Origin of the sequence: Staphylococcus sp. FSL W8-0774 (assembly GCF_038006785.1) — a bacterium.
Classification (GTDB): Bacteria; Bacillota; Bacilli; order Staphylococcales; family Staphylococcaceae; genus Staphylococcus; species Staphylococcus pasteuri.
Window position 1 is genome coordinate 143,693 of the sequence record NZ_JBBOVW010000001.1, and the last position, 19,250, is coordinate 162,942.

10 protein-coding genes and 1 pseudogene are annotated in these 19,250 nt (G+C 33.9%); 7 read left to right on the forward strand and 4 right to left on the reverse strand.

Annotated elements, in window-relative coordinates; all coding sequences use genetic code 11:
• Window positions 1-45: 45 nt before the first annotated feature.
• Both NSQ15_RS00635 and NSQ15_RS12490 read right to left on the reverse strand, forming a co-directional pair.
• A complete protein-coding gene (locus tag NSQ15_RS00635; RefSeq protein ID WP_445684186.1) occupies window positions 46-6,618 on the reverse strand; it encodes a lectin-like domain-containing protein in 6,573 nt (2,190 codons plus the stop codon).
• 33 nt (window positions 6,619-6,651) lie between these two features.
• Window positions 6,652-6,771, reverse strand: a pseudogene (locus tag NSQ15_RS12490) (KxYKxGKxW signal peptide domain-containing protein); the annotation flags it as partial.
• A gap of 566 nt (window positions 6,772-7,337) precedes the next feature.
• Between NSQ15_RS12490 and NSQ15_RS00640 the strand changes: the two are divergent.
• Window positions 7,338-7,901, forward strand: a complete 564-nt coding sequence (locus NSQ15_RS00640) for a PepSY domain-containing protein (protein ID WP_046467232.1) — start codon at window positions 7,338-7,340, stop codon at window positions 7,899-7,901.
• 84 nt (window positions 7,902-7,985) lie between these two features.
• On the opposite strand, the gene NSQ15_RS00645 is transcribed toward NSQ15_RS00640, so the two are convergent.
• Complete coding sequence (locus tag NSQ15_RS00645; protein ID WP_029056731.1) at window positions 7,986-8,342, reverse strand: DoxX family protein; 357 nt, start codon at window positions 8,340-8,342, stop codon at window positions 7,986-7,988.
• A 383-nt stretch (window positions 8,343-8,725) separates the two neighbouring features.
• Between NSQ15_RS00645 and pbp4 the strand changes: the two genes are divergently transcribed.
• Window positions 8,726-9,967: a penicillin-binding protein PBP4 gene (pbp4, locus tag NSQ15_RS00650; protein WP_070452822.1), complete on the forward strand. Its 1,242-nt coding sequence runs from the start codon at window positions 8,726-8,728 to the stop codon at window positions 9,965-9,967.
• A gap of 163 nt (window positions 9,968-10,130) precedes the next feature.
• The gene (locus NSQ15_RS00655; RefSeq protein WP_070452825.1) at window positions 10,131-10,769 is read left to right on the forward strand and encodes an NAD(P)-dependent oxidoreductase; all 639 of its coding nucleotides are present in this window, start codon (window positions 10,131-10,133) and stop codon (window positions 10,767-10,769) included.
• An 81-nt stretch (window positions 10,770-10,850) separates the two neighbouring features.
• On the opposite strand, the gene NSQ15_RS00660 is transcribed toward NSQ15_RS00655, so the two are convergent.
• Window positions 10,851-11,513 carry a M15 family metallopeptidase gene (locus tag NSQ15_RS00660; RefSeq protein ID WP_046467230.1) on the reverse strand — a complete coding sequence of 221 codons (663 nt, stop codon included), beginning with the start codon at window positions 11,511-11,513 and terminating at the stop codon, window positions 10,851-10,853.
• A gap of 367 nt (window positions 11,514-11,880) precedes the next feature.
• On the opposite strand from NSQ15_RS00660, the gene pflB reads away from it, so the two are divergent.
• The 4 genes from pflB to NSQ15_RS00680 all read left to right on the forward strand — a co-directional run bounded on the left by pflB (window position 11,881) and on the right by NSQ15_RS00680 (window position 19,244).
• Window positions 11,881-14,124, forward strand: coding sequence for a formate C-acetyltransferase (pflB, locus tag NSQ15_RS00665; RefSeq protein WP_070452828.1), 2,244 nt, complete (start codon window positions 11,881-11,883; stop codon window positions 14,122-14,124).
• A 19-nt stretch (window positions 14,125-14,143) separates the two neighbouring features.
• A complete protein-coding gene (pflA, locus tag NSQ15_RS00670) occupies window positions 14,144-14,899 on the forward strand; it encodes a pyruvate formate-lyase-activating protein (RefSeq protein WP_029056736.1) in 756 nt (251 codons plus the stop codon).
• 311 nt (window positions 14,900-15,210) lie between these two features.
• Window positions 15,211-16,140: an FAD:protein FMN transferase gene (locus NSQ15_RS00675; protein WP_083279979.1), complete on the forward strand. Its 930-nt coding sequence runs from the start codon at window positions 15,211-15,213 to the stop codon at window positions 16,138-16,140.
• A gap of 71 nt (window positions 16,141-16,211) precedes the next feature.
• Entirely contained in the window at window positions 16,212-19,244 is a 3,033-nt protein-coding gene (locus NSQ15_RS00680; RefSeq protein ID WP_070452831.1) for an NADH-dependent flavin oxidoreductase, read from the forward strand.
• Window positions 19,245-19,250: the final 6 nt, after the last annotated feature.

Consider the following 19,250-nt stretch of genomic DNA (forward strand, 5'->3'; position numbering starts at 1 on the left):
AAAGTACTTTGAAATAATAATGCTTTCGCCTCTATTTTATTTTACTTAGTTATTTTTATCTTCTTTACGATCTTTTTTATCTTTTCTAGATTTTCTAAATATAGCAAGACCAAAAATCAATGACAATAGTCCAGATAATAATCCTTTAGATTGGTTATCATTTTCACCAGTATCAGGTAATGCTTCTGAATCATCTTTAGTATTGTGATGTTGTGTTTCAGATGATTGGTGTGTTGGATCAATGATATTTGCCTCACTAGATGATGTACTCATGCTTGATGAGTTAGATTGAGATGTACTGTCTGATGTTGATGTACTCATACTTTGACTTTGAGATGTAGATGCACTTTCACTTGGTCTAATAGACGAAGATGTTGATGTGCTACTACTAGTTGAGTTACTACCACTCATTGAATGACTGAATGAGTCACTATGACTTGGTGTTTCAGACGTACTATGGCTATTGCTTGCTGATCTACTATCGCTAGTTGAATCACTATGACTTGTTGGTTCAGACGTAGACGTACTAGCACTTGTTGAATCACTGAATGAAGTACTATTTGTATGGCTTTGTGACTGACTTATAGATGTTGATGTTGAAGTACTATCAGACGTTGAAGTGCTTGCACTATCGCTTATAGACGTGCTCGTACTATCACTCGTAGATGTACTGTCAGAGATCGAAGTACTTGTACTAGCAGAGTCGCTTATGGAAGTACTCATACTATTAGATGTGGAAGTACTATCTGAAACAGAAGTGCTTGTACTGTCGCTATTAGACGTACTTGTGCTGATAGATGAGCTTTCACTTATAGACATACTAGTTGAAGTACTAGAACTATCAGAAAGTGACGTACTTGTGCTAGTTGAGCCACTTAGAGAAGTGCTCGTGCTGCCAGAAAGCGATGTACTTGTGCTAGTAGAACCACTCAATGAAGTACTAGTGCTATCAGAAAGTGACGTACTTGTACTAGTAGAATCGCTCAATGACGTGCTTGTACTGTCAGAAAGTGACGTGCTCGTGCTAGTAGAACCGCTTAGAGAAGTGCTCGTGCTATCAGACGTTGAAGTACTTGCACTTGTAGAACCACTCAATGACGTGCTTGTACTGTCAGAAAGTGACGTACTCATACTAGTTGAGCCACTTAGAGAAGTGCTCGTGCTCTCTGATGTTGAAGTACTTGCACTTGTAGAACCGCTCAATGACGTGCTCGTACTGTCAGAAAGTGACGTACTCATGCTAGTAGAACCGCTTAATGACGTGCTTGTACTATCCGAAGTAGAAATACTTGTACTAGTCGAACCACTCAATGACGTGCTCGTACTGTCAGAAAGTGATGTGCTCGTACTAGTCGAACCGCTTAATGACGTGCTTGTACTATCCGAAGTAGAAGTACTTGTACTAGATGACTCACTTAACGAAGTGCTTGTACTATCAGAAAGTGACGTACTCGTGCTAGCTGAACCACTCAATGACGTACTAGAACTGTCAGAAAGTGACGTGCTCGTACTAGATGATTCACTTAGAGAAGTGCTTGTACTATCAGAAAGTGATGTACTCGTGCTAGTCGAACCACTCAATGAAGTACTTGTACTATCCGAAGTAGAGGCACTGTCACTAGATGATTCACTCAATGACGTACTAGAACTGTCAGAAAGTGACGTGCTCGTACTAGTCGAACCACTTAGAGAAGTGCTTGTACTATCAGAAAGTGACGTACTCGTGCTAGCAGAACTGCTTAATGAAGTACTTGTACTATCTGAAGTAGAGGCACTATCACTAGAAGACTCACTCAATGACGTACTAGAACTATCAGAAAGCGACGTACTCGTACTAGTTGAACCACTTAGAGAAGTGCTAGAACTGTCAGAAAGTGACGTACTCGTGCTAGTCGAACTGCTTAATGAAATACTTGTACTATCTGAAGTAGAGGCACTATCACTAGAAGACTCACTCAATGACGTACTAGAACTATCAGAAAGCGACGTACTCGTACTAGTTGAACCACTTAGAGAAGTGCTAGAACTGTCAGAAAGCGACGTACTCGTGCTAGTAGAATCACTTAGTGAAGTGCTTGTGCTAACCGAAGTAGAAGTACTTGTGCTAGATGAACCACTTAGCGACGTACTAGAACTGTCAGAAAGCGACGTACTCGTACTAGATGAATCGCTTAATGAAGTACTTGTACTATCCGAAGTAGAGGCACTATCACTAGATGAGTCGCTCAATGATGTACTAGAACTGTCAGAAAGTGACGTACTCGTACTAGTAGAATCACTTTGCGATGTACTAGTGCTCGTACTAGTAGAAGTACTTGTGCTAGCTGATCCACTCAATGAAGTACTCGTACTGTCAGAAAGTGAAGTACTTGTACTAGCAGAATCACTTAACGAAGTACTTGTACTATCTGAAATAGAAGTGCTATCACTAGATGAATTGCTCAATGACGTACTAGAACTATCAGAAAGCGACGTACTCGTGCTTGTCGAACCACTTAGAGAAGTGCTCGTACTAACCGAAGTAGAAGTGCTCACGCTAGATGAGTCGCTCAATGACGTACTAGAACTGTCAGAAAGTGACGTACTCGTACTAGATGAACCACTCAATGATGTACTAGTACTACCTGAAGTAGAAGTACTTACACTATTAGATAATGAAGAACTTATGCTAGATGATTCACTCATTGATTCGTTCGTACTAGTAGAAAGAGACGTTTGTGTACTAGCTGAGTCACTCATAGAAGTACTAGAACTATCAGAAAGCGACGTACTCGTACTAGATGAATCACTTAATGAAGTACTTGCGCTATCAGAAAGCGAAGTACTTGTACTAGCAGAATCACTTAGAGAAGTACTTGTGCTATCAGAAGTCGACGTACTTGTACTAGCTGAGTCACTTGTCGATGTGCTTGCACTGTCTGAAAGTGACGTAGAAGTACTCATGCTAGATGAATCACTCACAGACGTACTCGTACTAGCAGAAATAGACGTACTAGTAGAATTCCTTACAGACGTACTTGCACTATCAGATGTCGAAGTGCTTGTACTAGCAGAATCACTCAATGACGTACTAGAACTATCAGAGAGTGACGTAGAAGTACTAGTAGAATCACTTAGAGAAGTACTTGTGCTATCAGACGTAGACGTACTTGTACTAGATGAGTCACTCGTAGACGTGCTTGCACTGTCAGAAAGCGACGTAGAAGTACTAGTACTATTTGAATCACTCACAGACGTACTCGTGCTGTCAGAAACAGACGTACTCAATGAATCACTTAGTGAAGCACTAGCACTATCAGACGTCGACGTACTTGTACTAGTAGAGTCACTTGCCGATGTGCTTGCGCTATCAGAAAGTGAAGTAGAAGTACTTGTACTATTTGAATCGCTCACAGAAGTGCTCGTGCTATCAGAAACAGACGTACTCAATGAATCACTTAGAGAAGCACTTGTGCTATCAGACGTAGACGTACTTGTACTAGATGAATCGCTAGTATACGTGCTTGCGCTATCAGAAAGCGAAGTAGAAGTACTTGTACTATTTGAATCGCTCACAGACGTACTCGTGCTGTCAGAAACAGACGTACTCAATGAATCACTTAGAGAAGCACTTGTGCTATCAGATGTAGACGTACTTGTACTAGTAGAATCACTCATAGATGTACTAGAACTATCAGAGAGTGATGTCGAAGTACTTGTACTATTTGAATCACTTACAGACGTACTCGTACTGTCAGAAACAGACGTACTCAATGAATCACTTAGAGAAGCACTAGCACTATCAGAAGTTGAAGCACTCGTGCTATCCGACATAGAAGTACTAGAACTTTGAGATTCACTCATAGAAGTGCTTGTGCTATCAGAAGCTGACATGCTATTACTTACTGATTGGCTATCAGACAAGGATGCACTAGTACTTTGTGAGTCACTTAGTGAAGCACTTGTACTACCAGAAGTTGAAGCACTAATAGAATCGCTTAATGACGCACTTGCACTATTAGAAACTGACATGCTGTTACTTACTGATTGACTATCAGACAAGGATGCACTAGTACTTTGTGAGTTACTTAGTGAAGCACTTGTACTACCAGAAGTCGAAGCACTCGTAGAATTACTTATAGATGCACTAGTGCTATTTGATGACGAAATACTATTACTATTAGATGTACTATTTGAAGTACTTGTACTATCAACAGTTGAAGTACTTTGTGAGTTAGAAATAGAATCACTTTCTGCATTTCTTCCTATATTCCAAGTAAATGTTTTAGTAGTTGTATTATTACTAGCATCTTTAGATGTAACTGTTACAGTATAGTCACCCATTGTAGTAGGTGTGCCACTAACTGTTTTAGTTGTAGGATCATAAGTTAAACCTGGTGGTAATCCAGTTACAGTATCAGTTGTTGAACCACTGTTGTCACTTGTATCAATTGTTACGTTATTAATAGGTGATAGTACTTGGTTAGATTGATTATTAATATTAATGACCGGATTAGTAGTATCCACTACATTAATGTTAAATGTCGATGTAGACGAATTACCGGCTTGATCAACTGAAGTGACAGTAACAGTATTATTTCCTAATTGTGTAGGAGTTCCAGTAATTGTGTTTGATGCTGAATCATAACTTAATCCAGAAGGTAGACCTGTAACAGTATTTGTAACAGTGCCAGTACCATTATCTGTTGTATTCACTGTAATAGGTGAAATTGGGCTATTAATTTCTTTAGTTTGATTAGACATGTTAATAGTTGGTGCCTGTACATCTTTATAAAAGACAGTTATAGCTTGCCCTGCATTTGTTAATTTAACTGTTTTATTTGTTGCGTTATATGTTGGTGCATATGTACTATCTATATTTACTAATTGATAACCTTTAGCCGTAATCGCGCTTTGTTGATCATCAATAGTGACAGTATTGTCTACGTCTCCAGCCAGTGTTTTAGCTGCAACGATTTCTTTACCAGTATCGGCATCAACATAGTGAACTTGTGCCGTAGCAGTTTCAGTATACGTGAATGAGTCAATTTCAACTTGTTGTAAATTTCGAGCTCCACCAGTAGACGCTGTCATAGATAGCGAGAAGTTAGTATTTTTACTGGCTTTAATCCAATCAGAAATATTTCTAGTCCACGTTTGTCCAGCATATGTTACTGTCATGACTTTCGTATCACCATTATAATCAATGATAAAATCTTGGAAAGTACCATTAGGTTGTGTTGTTAATTTAGCCGCATTAGCAGTTTTTGTATTATCTGTATAAGTTGTTGCTACGCCTGAATTATTTGTTGTTACAAATGCACCGAATGCGCCACCGCCACCTACACTAGCAGGGTCTTTATTAGCTTTGGCAGATGAGTTAGGTTGTGAGGTATTATGATAAGTATCTAACTTAAAGCCGAAAGCATTATTCAAGCCACCAATACCTAAGGCAGCCCCTTCTTTACCAATTTGTCCGAGTGTACCTGGTGAAAAGGCGAAACCGATACCATCGCCACCAGTGACGCCGTCTGGAGAAGTTCCTTCATAACGAGTTCCTAGGTTAACTTTACCTTCAAAATGGAAACTTTTATTTGAGTCAATTTTAGTACCTAGAGATATAGCACCTTTTTGTCCGCCAACATCTGGAGTTAATGTTGCAACACCAGTACTTTGATCGTATGTTGCAGAACCGCTAGTTGTGAAATGATCAGTAAAGTTATCCTTATCAACTACGACCTGTGAAGTTGTAGGTGCAATTGGTGATGCTGTTGTTGCTGCAGCTGCTAAACGATTGACCGCTAATCTACTAAATGCACGTACTTTAGTTGTACTAGTCGATTTACTAGATTCACTAGCAACCGGTGTAGTGACAACACTCTCAGAAGCAGTATGTGTCATTCTTTCATTAATATATGATGTTTTATTCGTAATCGCTTCACTATTTACTGTATTTTGTTTTGGGGATTCACTTGATGTAGCACCTGCAGATGATTGACTGTCGGTATTTTTCGTTGAAGCTTGAGATTGAGAGTCTGGTGAAGTTGATTTAGTTTCACTTGAAGTACTTGTTTTACTTTCATTTGTAGCTGTTTCTGATTTCTGCGATTGTGAATCAGATGAATTATCGTTAGATGATGAAGTAGATTTTGTACTTTGAGAATTTTTTGAATCATTTTTGCTTGCTTCAGAGTTACTATGGTCTGATTGACTAGACTTAGAAGCTTGCTCTGAATCAGAATTCTGTTTGTTAGTTTGATCAGTTTCACTATGTTGTTCAGATTTATTTTCAACGCTTTCACTAGATTGTGTATCTGATTTCTCGCTACTACTAGACGTAGATTGAGTACTATCAGTTGTGTCATTTTTTTCAGAACTTTGTGTTTTTTCTGATGAAACAGATTCACTTTTCGCTGTGTTTTCACTATTGCTTGCATGTTTAAGTTCAGTTGAATTTTGATTTGCGACTGCTTGACTTTGTGTAGAAAGCTCTGAAGTTACAGGTAATTCAGAAGCTGCCATTGCTTGATGATTATGTAACATATTAACTGCAAAAGCGCCACCTGCTATTGTAGAAGCTTTTATAGCATTTCTTTTTACAAAGTTACCTTTTTCTTTACCTTCATCAGAATCTTCCATTGTATGATTGGAAAAGATAGGTAATCCCATGATTCGCATTAATTTAATTTCTTTGATACCTGATTTAATCCAATGTTTCCCAGATTTATATAATTTAACCCGAGATTTTTCGTTTTCTAAACTGTGTTTTAAATTTCTTTGTCTTTTTGACATTGAACCATACTCCTTTAAATGTTGCTGTGTAAGAATGTGTTAGTCTCAATGTAATAATACACTAATATTTAACTTCATATTACGTAACAAATATATCACACTTTGAGATTAAAAAATATTAATATTATTTGGAAAATAAAATTGTTATCCCATTACAACGAATAGAGTAAAATTCAATAAGTTTGTATAATATATTTGTTGTAATACAAGTATAACTATTCACAAATCTATTTCTAAAAAAGTTTTTTGTAGCTATTATTTTTGAAAACATTTAAAAATTTATAAAAATCAAAATAAGTGTAAATAATTTCTGTGAGAGGACACTGAGGTTTGTCTGACGTCAACGTGCTCGTGGTCTAATTTAGAACTGATATTCTAAAATTTTTAAGTACAATCGAAACGTAAAATTCAATAAAAAGCAATGATAAATACTTTAATATAAGTGAACTACTGTAAACATTTACCTTCAATAAATCTTTACAAAATCTTTACAATTCCTTAATTTAAGTTTTTTTGTATAGAAAGTTGGGGATTAAGAAATATCTAATATAAAGGAGAGACTAACAATGAAACATACAAAAACAATAGCTTTATTATCATCGGCAGCCATTTTATTAGGTGCGTGTGGCAATGGAGGTAGTGATTCAGCTTCAAATAAAAAAGACGAAGGTACAAAAGATACTACTGTAGCAGTAAAAGATATTAAGACAAATCCTGAAGATGCGATTAAAAAAGCGCAACAAACATATAAAGGTCAAGATTTAAAAGATATTTCATATGAAAAATCAAATGGCGACTGGGTATACAAAGTTGAACAACAAGACACTAAGAATAACAAAGAATCAGAAGTCATTATTAATGACAAAGATAAAAAGGTAATTCATAAAGAAACTGAAAAAGGCGAATCTAATAATTCTAATGATTCGTTTAAATATAGTGATGTAAAAGATTATAAAGATGCCATTAAATCTGCTCAAAAAGAATTTGACGGTGACGTTAAAGAATGGTCATTATCTAAAGATGATGGAAAATTAGTTTATGATTTCGACCTACAAAAAGGTAAAGAAAAACATGAAATAACAGTCGATGCTAAAACAGGTAAAGTATTAGACAATCAACAAGATGATTAGTATATAATAGAAAATCGTATTTGAAAAAGCAACCTAACGATGTGTTAGGTTGCTTTTCGTGTATCTGAATGTTCTATTTAAAAATTAATATAGTTCTAATAATTTCTTCCAATTATAAGAGATCATTACAGCAATACTCATAACTAGAAGTATAATTACAAGTTCTGAAGCCATATAACCTTGTGATAGATGTACCGTAAATAATGCGCCTAGCATAATAACGATAAAACCAGCAGCAACGTAATTTGAAAGTAAACCTATAATCATAAAGATACCACCAATAAATTCAAACAATCCTAATAAAATGCCTAAAAATGCTGGAAAGCCTAAGCCAGCCATCATTTCCATAGGTTCTTTAAATCCACTAAATACCTTTTGTGAACCATGTATTGTAAAAGTGACACCTAACATAAGTCTAATTAATAATAATCCTATTCTCATAGCGTATAACTCCTTTTGTATATTTTATATACTTGATATAACAGTTATATTACAATACTAGCTATTTACATTCAAGAACAAATCAGATATTTATTGTAACTAAACAATTAAAAATAGATTACAAAATGTAATAAAACGATAAAATGCTATAAATTTTAAAAAATAAAGTCCTTCTTACTTTAGAAATACATATTTTACAAAATTTGATAATAAAATTTTAATAGAGTAAGTCAATTACGTTATAATACTTATGTTCATATAATATATACATAAATACCAAATTAGTTTAGAGTGAAATTAAGTAGGGCACTTATAAACATAGGTATATGCAAATTACATATAGTAACTAAATGATATAAAAAATATTAATAGGGGGAGCATCATTGAAAAAAGTTTTGACCAGTATTCTGATGATAATTATGTGTTTAATCGTTGTATCACCAACTGTTTTAGCATCACAGTCACCTGTAGACGTAGCTAAACAAGAAAAACAAAACATTGATAAGCAATACAATCCAAAAGGTATGATAGTAACAACTGAGGATGGACAAATACTCTACAATTATCACGACAAAAAACAAGTTGATCCAGCTTCAACAACTAAATTGATGACAATGGATTTAATATACGATGATATTAAATCTGGGAAAGTGAAAATGAACGATAAAGTAAAAATTACATCAAGATATGAAAAAATGTCAGAATTACCTAATTTAACAACATTTCCTTTAAAACAAGGTGAAACTGTTACAATCAATCAATTATTGAAACAAGCAGCATTAGAATCAAGTAATGCTTCTACATTAGTCTTAGCTGAACATATTGATGGCAATTCTTCAAAATTCACAGACAGAATGAATAAAAAAGCAAAAGAATTAGGTATGAAAAATACAAAATTTACTAATCCAAGTGGAGCAAATAATAAAGTTTTACAACCATATGAACCGAAAAAATATAAAAATGATACTATTTCTCATACATCTGCACGAGATATGGCTATACTCAGTACAAATTTGTTAAAAGAACATCCGGATGTTTTAAAAATTACAAAGCTTTCTAAAGATACTCAATCTAATCAAGAGCTACATAATACAAATACATCATTACCAAATGCAGCAGATGCTATGAAAGATGTTGATGGATTGAAAACAGGTACTAGTGACAATGGCTATAATCTAGAATTAACAGCTAAACGACATCATTTAAGAATTGTTACTGGCATATTTAATGTAATGCCTTATCCTGATGAACAAGCTAAACATGCACGTCAAAAACTTGCGAATGCTTTGACTGAGCATGCTTTTAAACAATATGAATACCGTAAAGTTGTTTCAAAAGGGGAACATAAGATAGATGATAAGGAATACGAAGTTAAAAAAGATTTATATGATTTAGTTCCAAAAGATAAGAAAAAATATAAATTGAAAGTTTCTAAAGACAATCGATTATACGTTGATTATGATAGACAATTTATAAAAGATCATCACGCCCCTAGCGTTAAAGTTGAAGCTACGACACATTGGGGCATGATTTTCCTTTACATACTTATGGCGGTCGTAGGCCTTGTATTACTTGGTATGTTGACAATTATTGGCATCAAAATTTATTTTAAGAATAATAAATAAATATATAAATTGAGATAACTAACCTACCACTTTATGGATAAGAATTTGTATTAAGAGCTATTAAATTGACAAAAACATAAGTAACTGCAAAGATTACATTTATATATTTAGATTAATTGCTTTTAAATTAACCTTTATAACAAGAAATACGGAGGGGTTTATAATGAAAGTAGGAATTATTGGGGCTTCAGGTAAAGTTGGACAACTTATTTTAGAAGAAGCAGTAGATAGAGGAAACCAAGTAACGGCTATCGTAAGAAACGCATCAAAAGTTTCGAACTCAAATGTAGATGTCATTGAAAAAGATATTCATGATTTAACTACTTCTGATATTGCAGGATTTGATGTAGTGGTAAATGCATTTGGTGCACCATTAGGCGATTCAGAAGGTCATATTAATGCAGGTCGTCATTTAATTGATATTTTAAAAGGTACAGATACTAGAGCAATTATTGTTGGTGGCGCAGGAAGTTTATATGTTGATGATGCTCACACTATTAAACTTATTGACACTGATGAATTTCCAGATGTAGTCAAACCAACTGCAATAGGCCAAGGACAAAACCTTGAAGAATTACAAAATGCAGAAGGAATTACTTGGACATTTTTAAGTCCTTCAGCTGAATTTGATTATGAAGGTGCAAGAACTGGTAAATATAAATCTGGTAAAGATCAACTATTAGTGAATTCTAATGGAAAAAGTTATATTAGCTATGCTGATTTTGCAATAGCTATTGTAGATGAAATTGAAAACCCACAACATATTAATGAACGTTTTACAGTTGTAGGCGAAGAAAAATAATAAAGTTATCACTTTTATCATAAAGTAAGGCGGAAATTTTGAGTTGATATTCAATTCAAAATCTCCGCCTTTTTCTATTATTTATTTCCTAGGATATAAACCTAAATATGATTCTAAACTTTTACCTGATTGTTTAACTTTTTTCGCTTTATCTTTTCCTAAATAACGTAAATGCCATGGTTCATATTGATAACCTGTTTCATTCTCTTTATGTTTTCCATATCTTACAATGAAACCATAATCAGCAGCATGTTTTTTAATCCATTTACCTTCTTTAGTTTTACCAAAGCTACGATATAAATTTTTATCTGAGCCCTGTGCTCCTACATCAAATGATAATCCAGTTTGATGTTCAGAGTGACCTGGTTTCGAACTATATTTATTAGCAGCTTTTTCGCCATCTCTAGCTTTATAATTATTAAATAGTTGTACTTGTGTTTGATAACTTCTAAAACCACTTATTTTATATAATTGAATATTATCTTTCTTCGCATCTGTCATCATTTTATTTAAAGCACGTACCGCTTTTGGATTTTCTCCTGGATTGAAATCTTTAGGTAATTTAATTTGTTTATTTACTATTAGAATACCATCAATATATGTCTTTCCGTCTTTTTTAATCTTTTTATGATTTTTCTTCGAATGGTTATTATCACTTTTTTGATTTTTTTCACCTAAATGACCATTTGAACATGCTGACAGTATTAATAATCCCATTAATAAAAAAAGATATAACTTCTTCATGTAACATTTAACTCCTTTAAACTATTAATCACTCAATACTTGAAGGTTAGATGATGTCATCATTCCATACTAAATTAGCCTAACATATTTGCTTGAAAATTTAATTGTATTTAGTCAATAAATTCACTTTTTTTAAAGTGACAAACTATTCTTTTTACCATTAACTATAAAATTGTTATATAACAGATAATTTAAAAGATATACTGTATTAATTTATTTCACAGGTTCTTTAATCAGCCACATATTATATATAATTTAGCCATAAATTATGTGAAAGTAATCACAAAATACATGCTATACTCTTTGTGAAAGCGATAACAAAATTTGGAATTAATTAACTAATAATAAATAATTGGAGGCGAAAGGTATGTTAGAAACAAATCATACTCATGCTTGGCAAGGTTTTAAAAATGGACGTTGGAATAGACATTCAGACGTAAGAGAATTTATTCAATTAAACTATTCTTTATATGAAGGCGACGACGCATTCCTAGAAGGTCCAACAGAAGCTACTTCAAAATTATGGGACCAAGTGATGCAATTGTCTAAAGAAGAACGTGATCGCGGTGGCATGTGGGATATGGATACAAAAGTTGCATCGACAATCACTTCACATGATGCAGGATATTTAGACAAAAACTTAGAAACAATCGTTGGTGTTCAAACAGATAAACCATTCAAACGCTCAATGCAACCATTTGGTGGTATACGTATGGCGAAAGCTGCATGTGAAGCATATGGATATGAATTAGATCCAGAAACTGAAAAAGTCTTCACAGATTATCGTAAAACACATAACCAAGGTGTATTCGATGCATATTCCAGAGAAATGTTAGATTGCCGTAAAGCAGGAATTATTACTGGGTTACCAGACGCTTATGGCCGTGGACGTATCATTGGAGACTACCGCCGTGTGGCATTATACGGTGTAGATTTCTTAATGGAAGAAAAACTTCACGATTTCAATACAATGTCTACTGAAATGTCAGAAGATGTAATTCGTTTACGTGAAGAATTATCAGAACAATATAGAGCTTTAAATGAATTAAAAGAATTAGGTCAAATGTATGGTTTCGATTTAAGTCGACCAGCAACTAACTTTAAAGAAGCAGTGCAATGGTTATATCTAGCATATCTAGCTGCAATTAAAGAACAAAATGGTGCAGCAATGAGTTTAGGACGTACATCAACATTCTTAGATATTTATGCAGAACGTGATTTGAAAAATGGTGACATTACTGAAAGTGAAGTACAAGAAATTATCGACCACTTCATTATGAAATTACGTATTGTTAAATTTGCTCGTACACCAGACTATAATAAATTATTCTCAGGAGATCCAACATGGGTTACTGAATCTATTGGTGGTGTAGGTATCGATGGCAGACCACTTGTTACTAAAAACTCATTCCGTTTCTTACATTCATTAGACAATTTAGGTCCAGCACCAGAACCAAACTTAACAGTACTTTGGTCAGTGCGTTTACCTGAAAACTTCAAAATTTATTGTGCAAAAATGAGTATTAAAACAAGTTCAATTCAATACGAAAATGATGACTTGATGCGTGAAAGTTATGGCGATGACTATGGTATTGCATGTTGTGTATCTGCTATGAAAATTGGTAAACAAATGCAATTCTTCGGAGCAAGAGCTAACTTAGCTAAAACATTATTATATGCAATTAATGGTGGTAAAGATGAAAAATCTGGAAAACAAGTAGGACCAAGTTACGAAGGTATTAAATCTGACGTACTTGATTATGATGAAGTCTTTGCTAAATTTGAAAAAATGATGGATTGGTTAGCAGGTGTCTACATTAATTCATTAAATATCATCCACTACATGCATGATAAATATAGCTATGAAAGAATCGAAATGGCATTACATGATACAAATATCATTCGCACAATGGCTACTGGTATAGCAGGATTATCTGTAGCAGCAGACTCATTATCAGCAATTAAATATGCAAAAGTAACACCTATTAGAGATGAAAATGGACTTGTGACAGACTTTGAAATCGAAGGAGATTTCCCTAAATATGGTAACAACGACAGCCGTGTAGATGATATTGCAGTCGACTTAGTAGAACGCTTTATGACAAAATTACGTAGCCATAAAACATATCGCGATTCAGAACATACAATGAGTGTATTAACGATTACTTCAAACGTTGTATATGGTAAGAAAACAGGTAATACACCAGATGGACGTAAAGCTGGAGAACCATTTGCACCAGGTGCTAACCCAATGCATGGACGCGACCAAAAAGGCGCATTATCATCATTAAGTTCTGTAGCTAAAATACCTTATGATTGCTGTAAAGATGGAATTTCAAATACATTTAGTATTGTTCCAAAATCACTAGGTAAAGAAGAAGAATCACAAAACAAAAACTTAACAAGTATGCTAGACGGCTACGCTATGCAACATGGCCATCACTTAAATATCAATGTATTTAATAGAGAAACATTACTAGATGCAATGGATCATCCTGAAGAATACCCACAATTAACAATTCGTGTATCTGGCTATGCAGTTAACTTTATTAAATTAACTCGTGAACAACAATTGGATGTTATTTCTCGTACATTCCACGAACAAATGTAGAAAATAAGGTGGGAGCAAAATGCTTAAAGGACACTTACACTCCGTTGAAAGTATGGGTACAGTAGACGGACCAGGAATTAGATATATATTATTCACACAAGGTTGTTTATTAAGATGTTTATATTGTCATAATCCAGATACATGGAAAATTAATGAGCCATCAAGAGAAGTGACAGTAGATGAAATGGTAAATGAAGTATTACCTTATAAACCATACTTTGACGCTTCAGGTGGAGGAGTTACAGTTAGCGGTGGCGAACCATTGTTACAAATGCCGTTTTTAGAAGCATTATTTAAAGAATTAAAAGCTAATGGAATACACACATGTCTTGATACTTCTGCTGGATGTGTTAATGATACAGTAGCATTTAATCGTCATTTTGATGAATTACAAAAATATACGGATCTCATGCTTTTAGACATTAAACATATCGATAATGAAAAACATATTAAATTAACAGGCAAACCGAATACACATATTCTTAAATTTGCACGTAAGCTTTCAGATATGAAACAACCTATATGGATAAGACACGTTCTAGTCCCAGGAATTTCAGATGATAAAGAAGATTTAATTAAATTGGGTGAATTTATCAATTCGCTAGATAATGTTGAAAAATTTGAAATCTTACCTTATCACCAACTCGGAGTACACAAGTGGAAAAATTTAGGTATCCCATATCAATTAGAAAATGTTGAACCACCAAATGATGAAGCAGTCAAAATGGCATATCAATACGTTAATTTCAAAGGAAAAATTCCAATCACGCTATAAAAAACTATATTATACCCCATAAAATACCCTTCAAATTATGGACATATCAAAGCAGAATTTGATATGTCCATTTTTAATAAAATTTGAAGTAATTGTTAATTATTTATCAAAATATAAAAAATAATTTAATAATCATTAAGTTTATTTTTAAATTGTGTTTTAATTGTGAAAATTTATCATATTTTAACTATTTTTGTGTATTTATGGTAGTATGAACTTGGAAATAGAATTAGTTAACAATATTTCTAAATTTTATATTTTTTTAGCACTTTTTGTAAACGCTATCAAAATATATTTCAGGAGGGGATAAATTGAAAAACGTCATAATTAATGCAATGGGGACGGTGATTCGCTTATCAATTAATCACAATCAACCAGATTCAATTTTATCTCAAGCCGAGTCAAAAATTCATACTTGGGAAAAACAATTTAGTGCTAATGACGAGCACTCAGATTTAATGAAAATTAACCGAATGGCTGGTATAAGGCCAGTAGTAACTAGTGGTGAAATATTTAAAATGATTCAGCTAGGTTATCATGCAACATTAACTTCTAATCAAAAAATGAATATCTTAATAGGCCCTTTAGTTAAACTTTGGAAAATTGGTTTTGAAGATGCTAAAAAGCCGAATGAACAAGACATTCAACATGCGATAACGTTAACGAATCCTGAAAATCTAGAATTGAATGAAGCAACAAATGAAGTTTATTTAACTAAGAAAGGTATGGAGATTGATTTAGGCGCTCTTGTAAAAGGGTATTTTGCTGATCAACTTCAAACATTTTTCATTAATCAAGGTGTAACTTCAGGAATTATTGATTTTGGTGGTAACGTGATTACGATTGGTGAAAATACACCAACATCAAGAAGTTGGAAAGTAGGTATTCGTAATCCTTTTTATAAGAATAGTAATCCACTTGCAGTTTTAGATATTCATCAACAATCTGTTGTGACTTCAGGTATATATGAACGCTATTTTATAAAAGATCATCAATTGTATCATCACATATTAGATAGTAAAACAGGATACCCAGTTAATAATGATATTGCTAGCGTAACCATCGTATCTGATCATTCTGTGGATTGCGAGATATGGACTACGATTTGTAGTTTTGGGCAAGCATCACAAAATATTGAACTACTTAATCAAATAGATGGTATTGAAGGTGTCATTGTTAAACGTGATGGCGACATTGTTTCAACTTCAAGAATTTCTATGCAAAAAGAATATGTAATTTAAATACTCTAAATGAGTATTATATTTTTAAATATACATGTGAAAATAATCACAATTTATCAGGAGGATGACTTATGAATAAAGAAATTTTAGATACTGTCAAATTAAACTCTGGAGCTGAATTGAAAAACCGTATAGTAATGGCGCCAATGACAATTCAAGCTGGATATTTTGACGGTAGTGTGACTTCAGAAATGATAGATTACTATCAATACCGTTCAGGTGACGCAGCTGCAATTATTGTAGAAAGTTGCTTTGTTGAAGATCATGGACGTGGATTCCCTGGTGCTATTGGTGTTGACACAGATGAAAAGGTTAAAGGTCTAGCAAGATTAGCACAAGCGATTAAAGACAAAGGATCAAAAGCAATTCTACAAATTTATCATGCCGGTCGTATGGCTAATCCAAAATTAAATGAAGGAGAACAGCCAATCTCCGCAAGTCCAATTACTGCATTGCGACCTGATGCTGCAACACCTCGTGAAATGACTACATCACAAATAGAACAAATGATTAATCACTTTGGTGAAGCGACTCGTAGAGCAATTGAAGCGGGATTCGATGGTGTTGAAATTCATGGTGCAAATACGTATTTAATCCAACAATTCTTCTCTCCTCACTCTAATAGAAGACAAGATGAATGGGGCGGTAGTCGAGAAAAACGCACAAAATTCCCAATCGAAGTATTGAAAAAAGTTCAAAGTGTTGTAGCTCAAGCAGACGCTAAAGATTTTATTATAGGTTATCGCTTCTCTCCAGAAGAATTAGAAGAACCAGGTATTAGATTTGAAGATACAATGTATCTCTTAAATACACTTGCTGAATATAAACCTGACTACTTCCATATTTCAGCAAATAGTTATAAACGTACGTCAATCGTTAATCAAGACGATTCTGAGCCATTAATTAATAAATACTTAAATTCTAGAAATGAAACATTAGCAAGCATTCCTTTAATAGGTGTCGGAAGCATTTCACAAAAACAAGATGCTGAAGAAGCTTTAGAACTAGGGTATGACTTATTAGCAGTTGGTAAAGCATACTTAATTGAACCAAATTGGACAGAAAAAATTATTAACGACCAAGAAGTAGAACAATTTGTTGATATTCATGACCAAAAAGTATTACACATTCCATCACCATTATGGAAAGTAATGGACTTTATGATATTAGACAAAGAAGAAGAACATAGAAAATACGAAAAACTTAAAGCATTACAAAATAAAAAAGTGAAATTTAATAAAGGTACTTATAACGTTTTTGCTAAAGGTCATAATGGTAATTTACCTATGAAAGTTGAACTGTCTGAAGACAAAATTGTAAGTATTGAAGTTGATGACAGTGGAGAATCTGAAGGTATTGCTAATCCAGTATTTGAACGTTTACCACAAGATATCATAGAAGGACAAACATTAAATGTAGACGTAGTTTCTGGGGCAACTGTTACAAGTGAAGGTATTATTCAAGGTATTGCTGAAGCGATTGAACAAGCTGGCGAAGATCCTGATGTACTACGCGCGCGTCCTAAACCAGTTGTTCAATGGTCAAACGAAACAATTGAAGAAACAACGGATATTGTTGTAATCGGTACTGGTGGTGCAGGTTTAAGTGCTGCAACTACTGCTTTAGATGAAGGTAAAGAAGTGATTATGCTTGAAAAATTTGCCGCTATCGGAGGAAATACGATACGTACTGGCGGACAAGTCAATGCAGTTGAACCAGAATGGCAAGGTAGTTTCCCTGCATTAGCTGGTGAACATGAGACATTAAAACAACTATTAGAACATGATGAAAATGATATAGATGATGATTATAAAGAAGATTTCCGCACAGTAAAATCTCAAATTAAAGCCTATTTAGATGACGATAGTGAAAAAGGCAATAACTTATTCGATTCAATTGAATTACACCGAATTCAAACATATTTAGGTGGTAAACGTAAAGATAAAAATAATGTAGAAATTACAGGTGACTATGAACTAGTTAAAACACTCACAGATAATGTATTAGATTCTGTTAAATGGCTAACAGAAAAAGGCGTACATTTCGATCGTTCATTCGTAGATATGCCAGTTGGTGCATTATGGCGTCGTGGTCATAAACCAATGAAAGCACAAGGTTTAGAATTTATCGAAAATCTTGGTGACTATGTTAAAACACATCACGGTCGTATATTCACTGAAACAACAGCCGAAAAATTAATCAAAGAAGGCAATAAAATTGTAGGTATTGAAGCTCGTAAAGCAAACGGAGCTAAAGTTAAAATTCATACAAAACATGGTGTAGTACTTGCTACAGGTGGATTTGGTGCTAATACTAAAATGTTACAACAATATAATACGTATTGGGATAGTATTCCAGATGATATTAAAACAACAAACTCACCTGCAATTACTGGTGATGGTATACGTTTAGGTGTCCAAGCAGGTGCAGAACTTGTTGGTATGGGATTCTCTCAAATGATGCCAATATCTGACCCTAAAACAGGCGCACTATTCACAGGTTTAATTGTGACACCATCTAACTTCGTATTTGTTAATAAAGAAGGACAACGTTTCGTAAATGAATTTGAAAGTAGAGACGTGTTATCTAAAGCGGCATTAGAACAAAAAGATGGTATGTTCTACATTATTGCTGATGAAAATATTAAATCATTAGCGATGAATACTTCTGAAGACAAAATTAATCATGAGCTTGAAGACGGTACATTAGTAAAAGGTGACACATTAGAAGAATTAGCAGAAAAACTAAACATCGAACCACAACAATTAATTAATACTATCGAACGTTATAACAAATTTGTTGATCAAGGTCATGATGATGATTTCAATAAAAGTGCATTTGATTTAAAAATTGAAAAAGCACCATTCTATGCAACACCTCGTAAACCAGCAGTACATCATACTATGGGAGGCTTACGAATTAATTCTCAAGCACAAGTTATTGATGTTGAAGGTCATATTATTGAAGGATTATATGCATCTGGTGAGGTAGCAGGAGGTATTCATGCAGGTAACCGATTAGGTGGTAATGCACTTGCTGATATCTTTACTTATGGAAGAATTGCTGGTAAAAGTGCAGCTACGCATCAAGTTACTAATGAATAGGAGTGA

Coding starts and splice junctions, on each gene's coding strand:
- NSQ15_RS00645 (WP_029056731.1), bottom strand. CDS start 8,342: ATGAGAATAGGATTATTATTAATTAGACTTATGTTAGGTGTCACTTTT.
- NSQ15_RS00640 (WP_046467232.1), top strand. CDS start 7,338: ATGAAACATACAAAAACAATAGCTTTATTATCATCGGCAGCCATTTTA.
- NSQ15_RS00680 (WP_070452831.1), top strand. CDS start 16,212: ATGAATAAAGAAATTTTAGATACTGTCAAATTAAACTCTGGAGCTGAA.
- pflA (WP_029056736.1), top strand. CDS start 14,144: ATGCTTAAAGGACACTTACACTCCGTTGAAAGTATGGGTACAGTAGAC.
- NSQ15_RS00660 (WP_046467230.1), bottom strand. CDS start 11,513: ATGAAGAAGTTATATCTTTTTTTATTAATGGGATTATTAATACTGTCA.
- pflB (WP_070452828.1), top strand. CDS start 11,881: ATGTTAGAAACAAATCATACTCATGCTTGGCAAGGTTTTAAAAATGGA.
- NSQ15_RS00635 (WP_445684186.1), bottom strand. CDS start 6,618: ATGGAAGATTCTGATGAAGGTAAAGAAAAAGGTAACTTTGTAAAAAGA.
- NSQ15_RS00655 (WP_070452825.1), top strand. CDS start 10,131: ATGAAAGTAGGAATTATTGGGGCTTCAGGTAAAGTTGGACAACTTATT.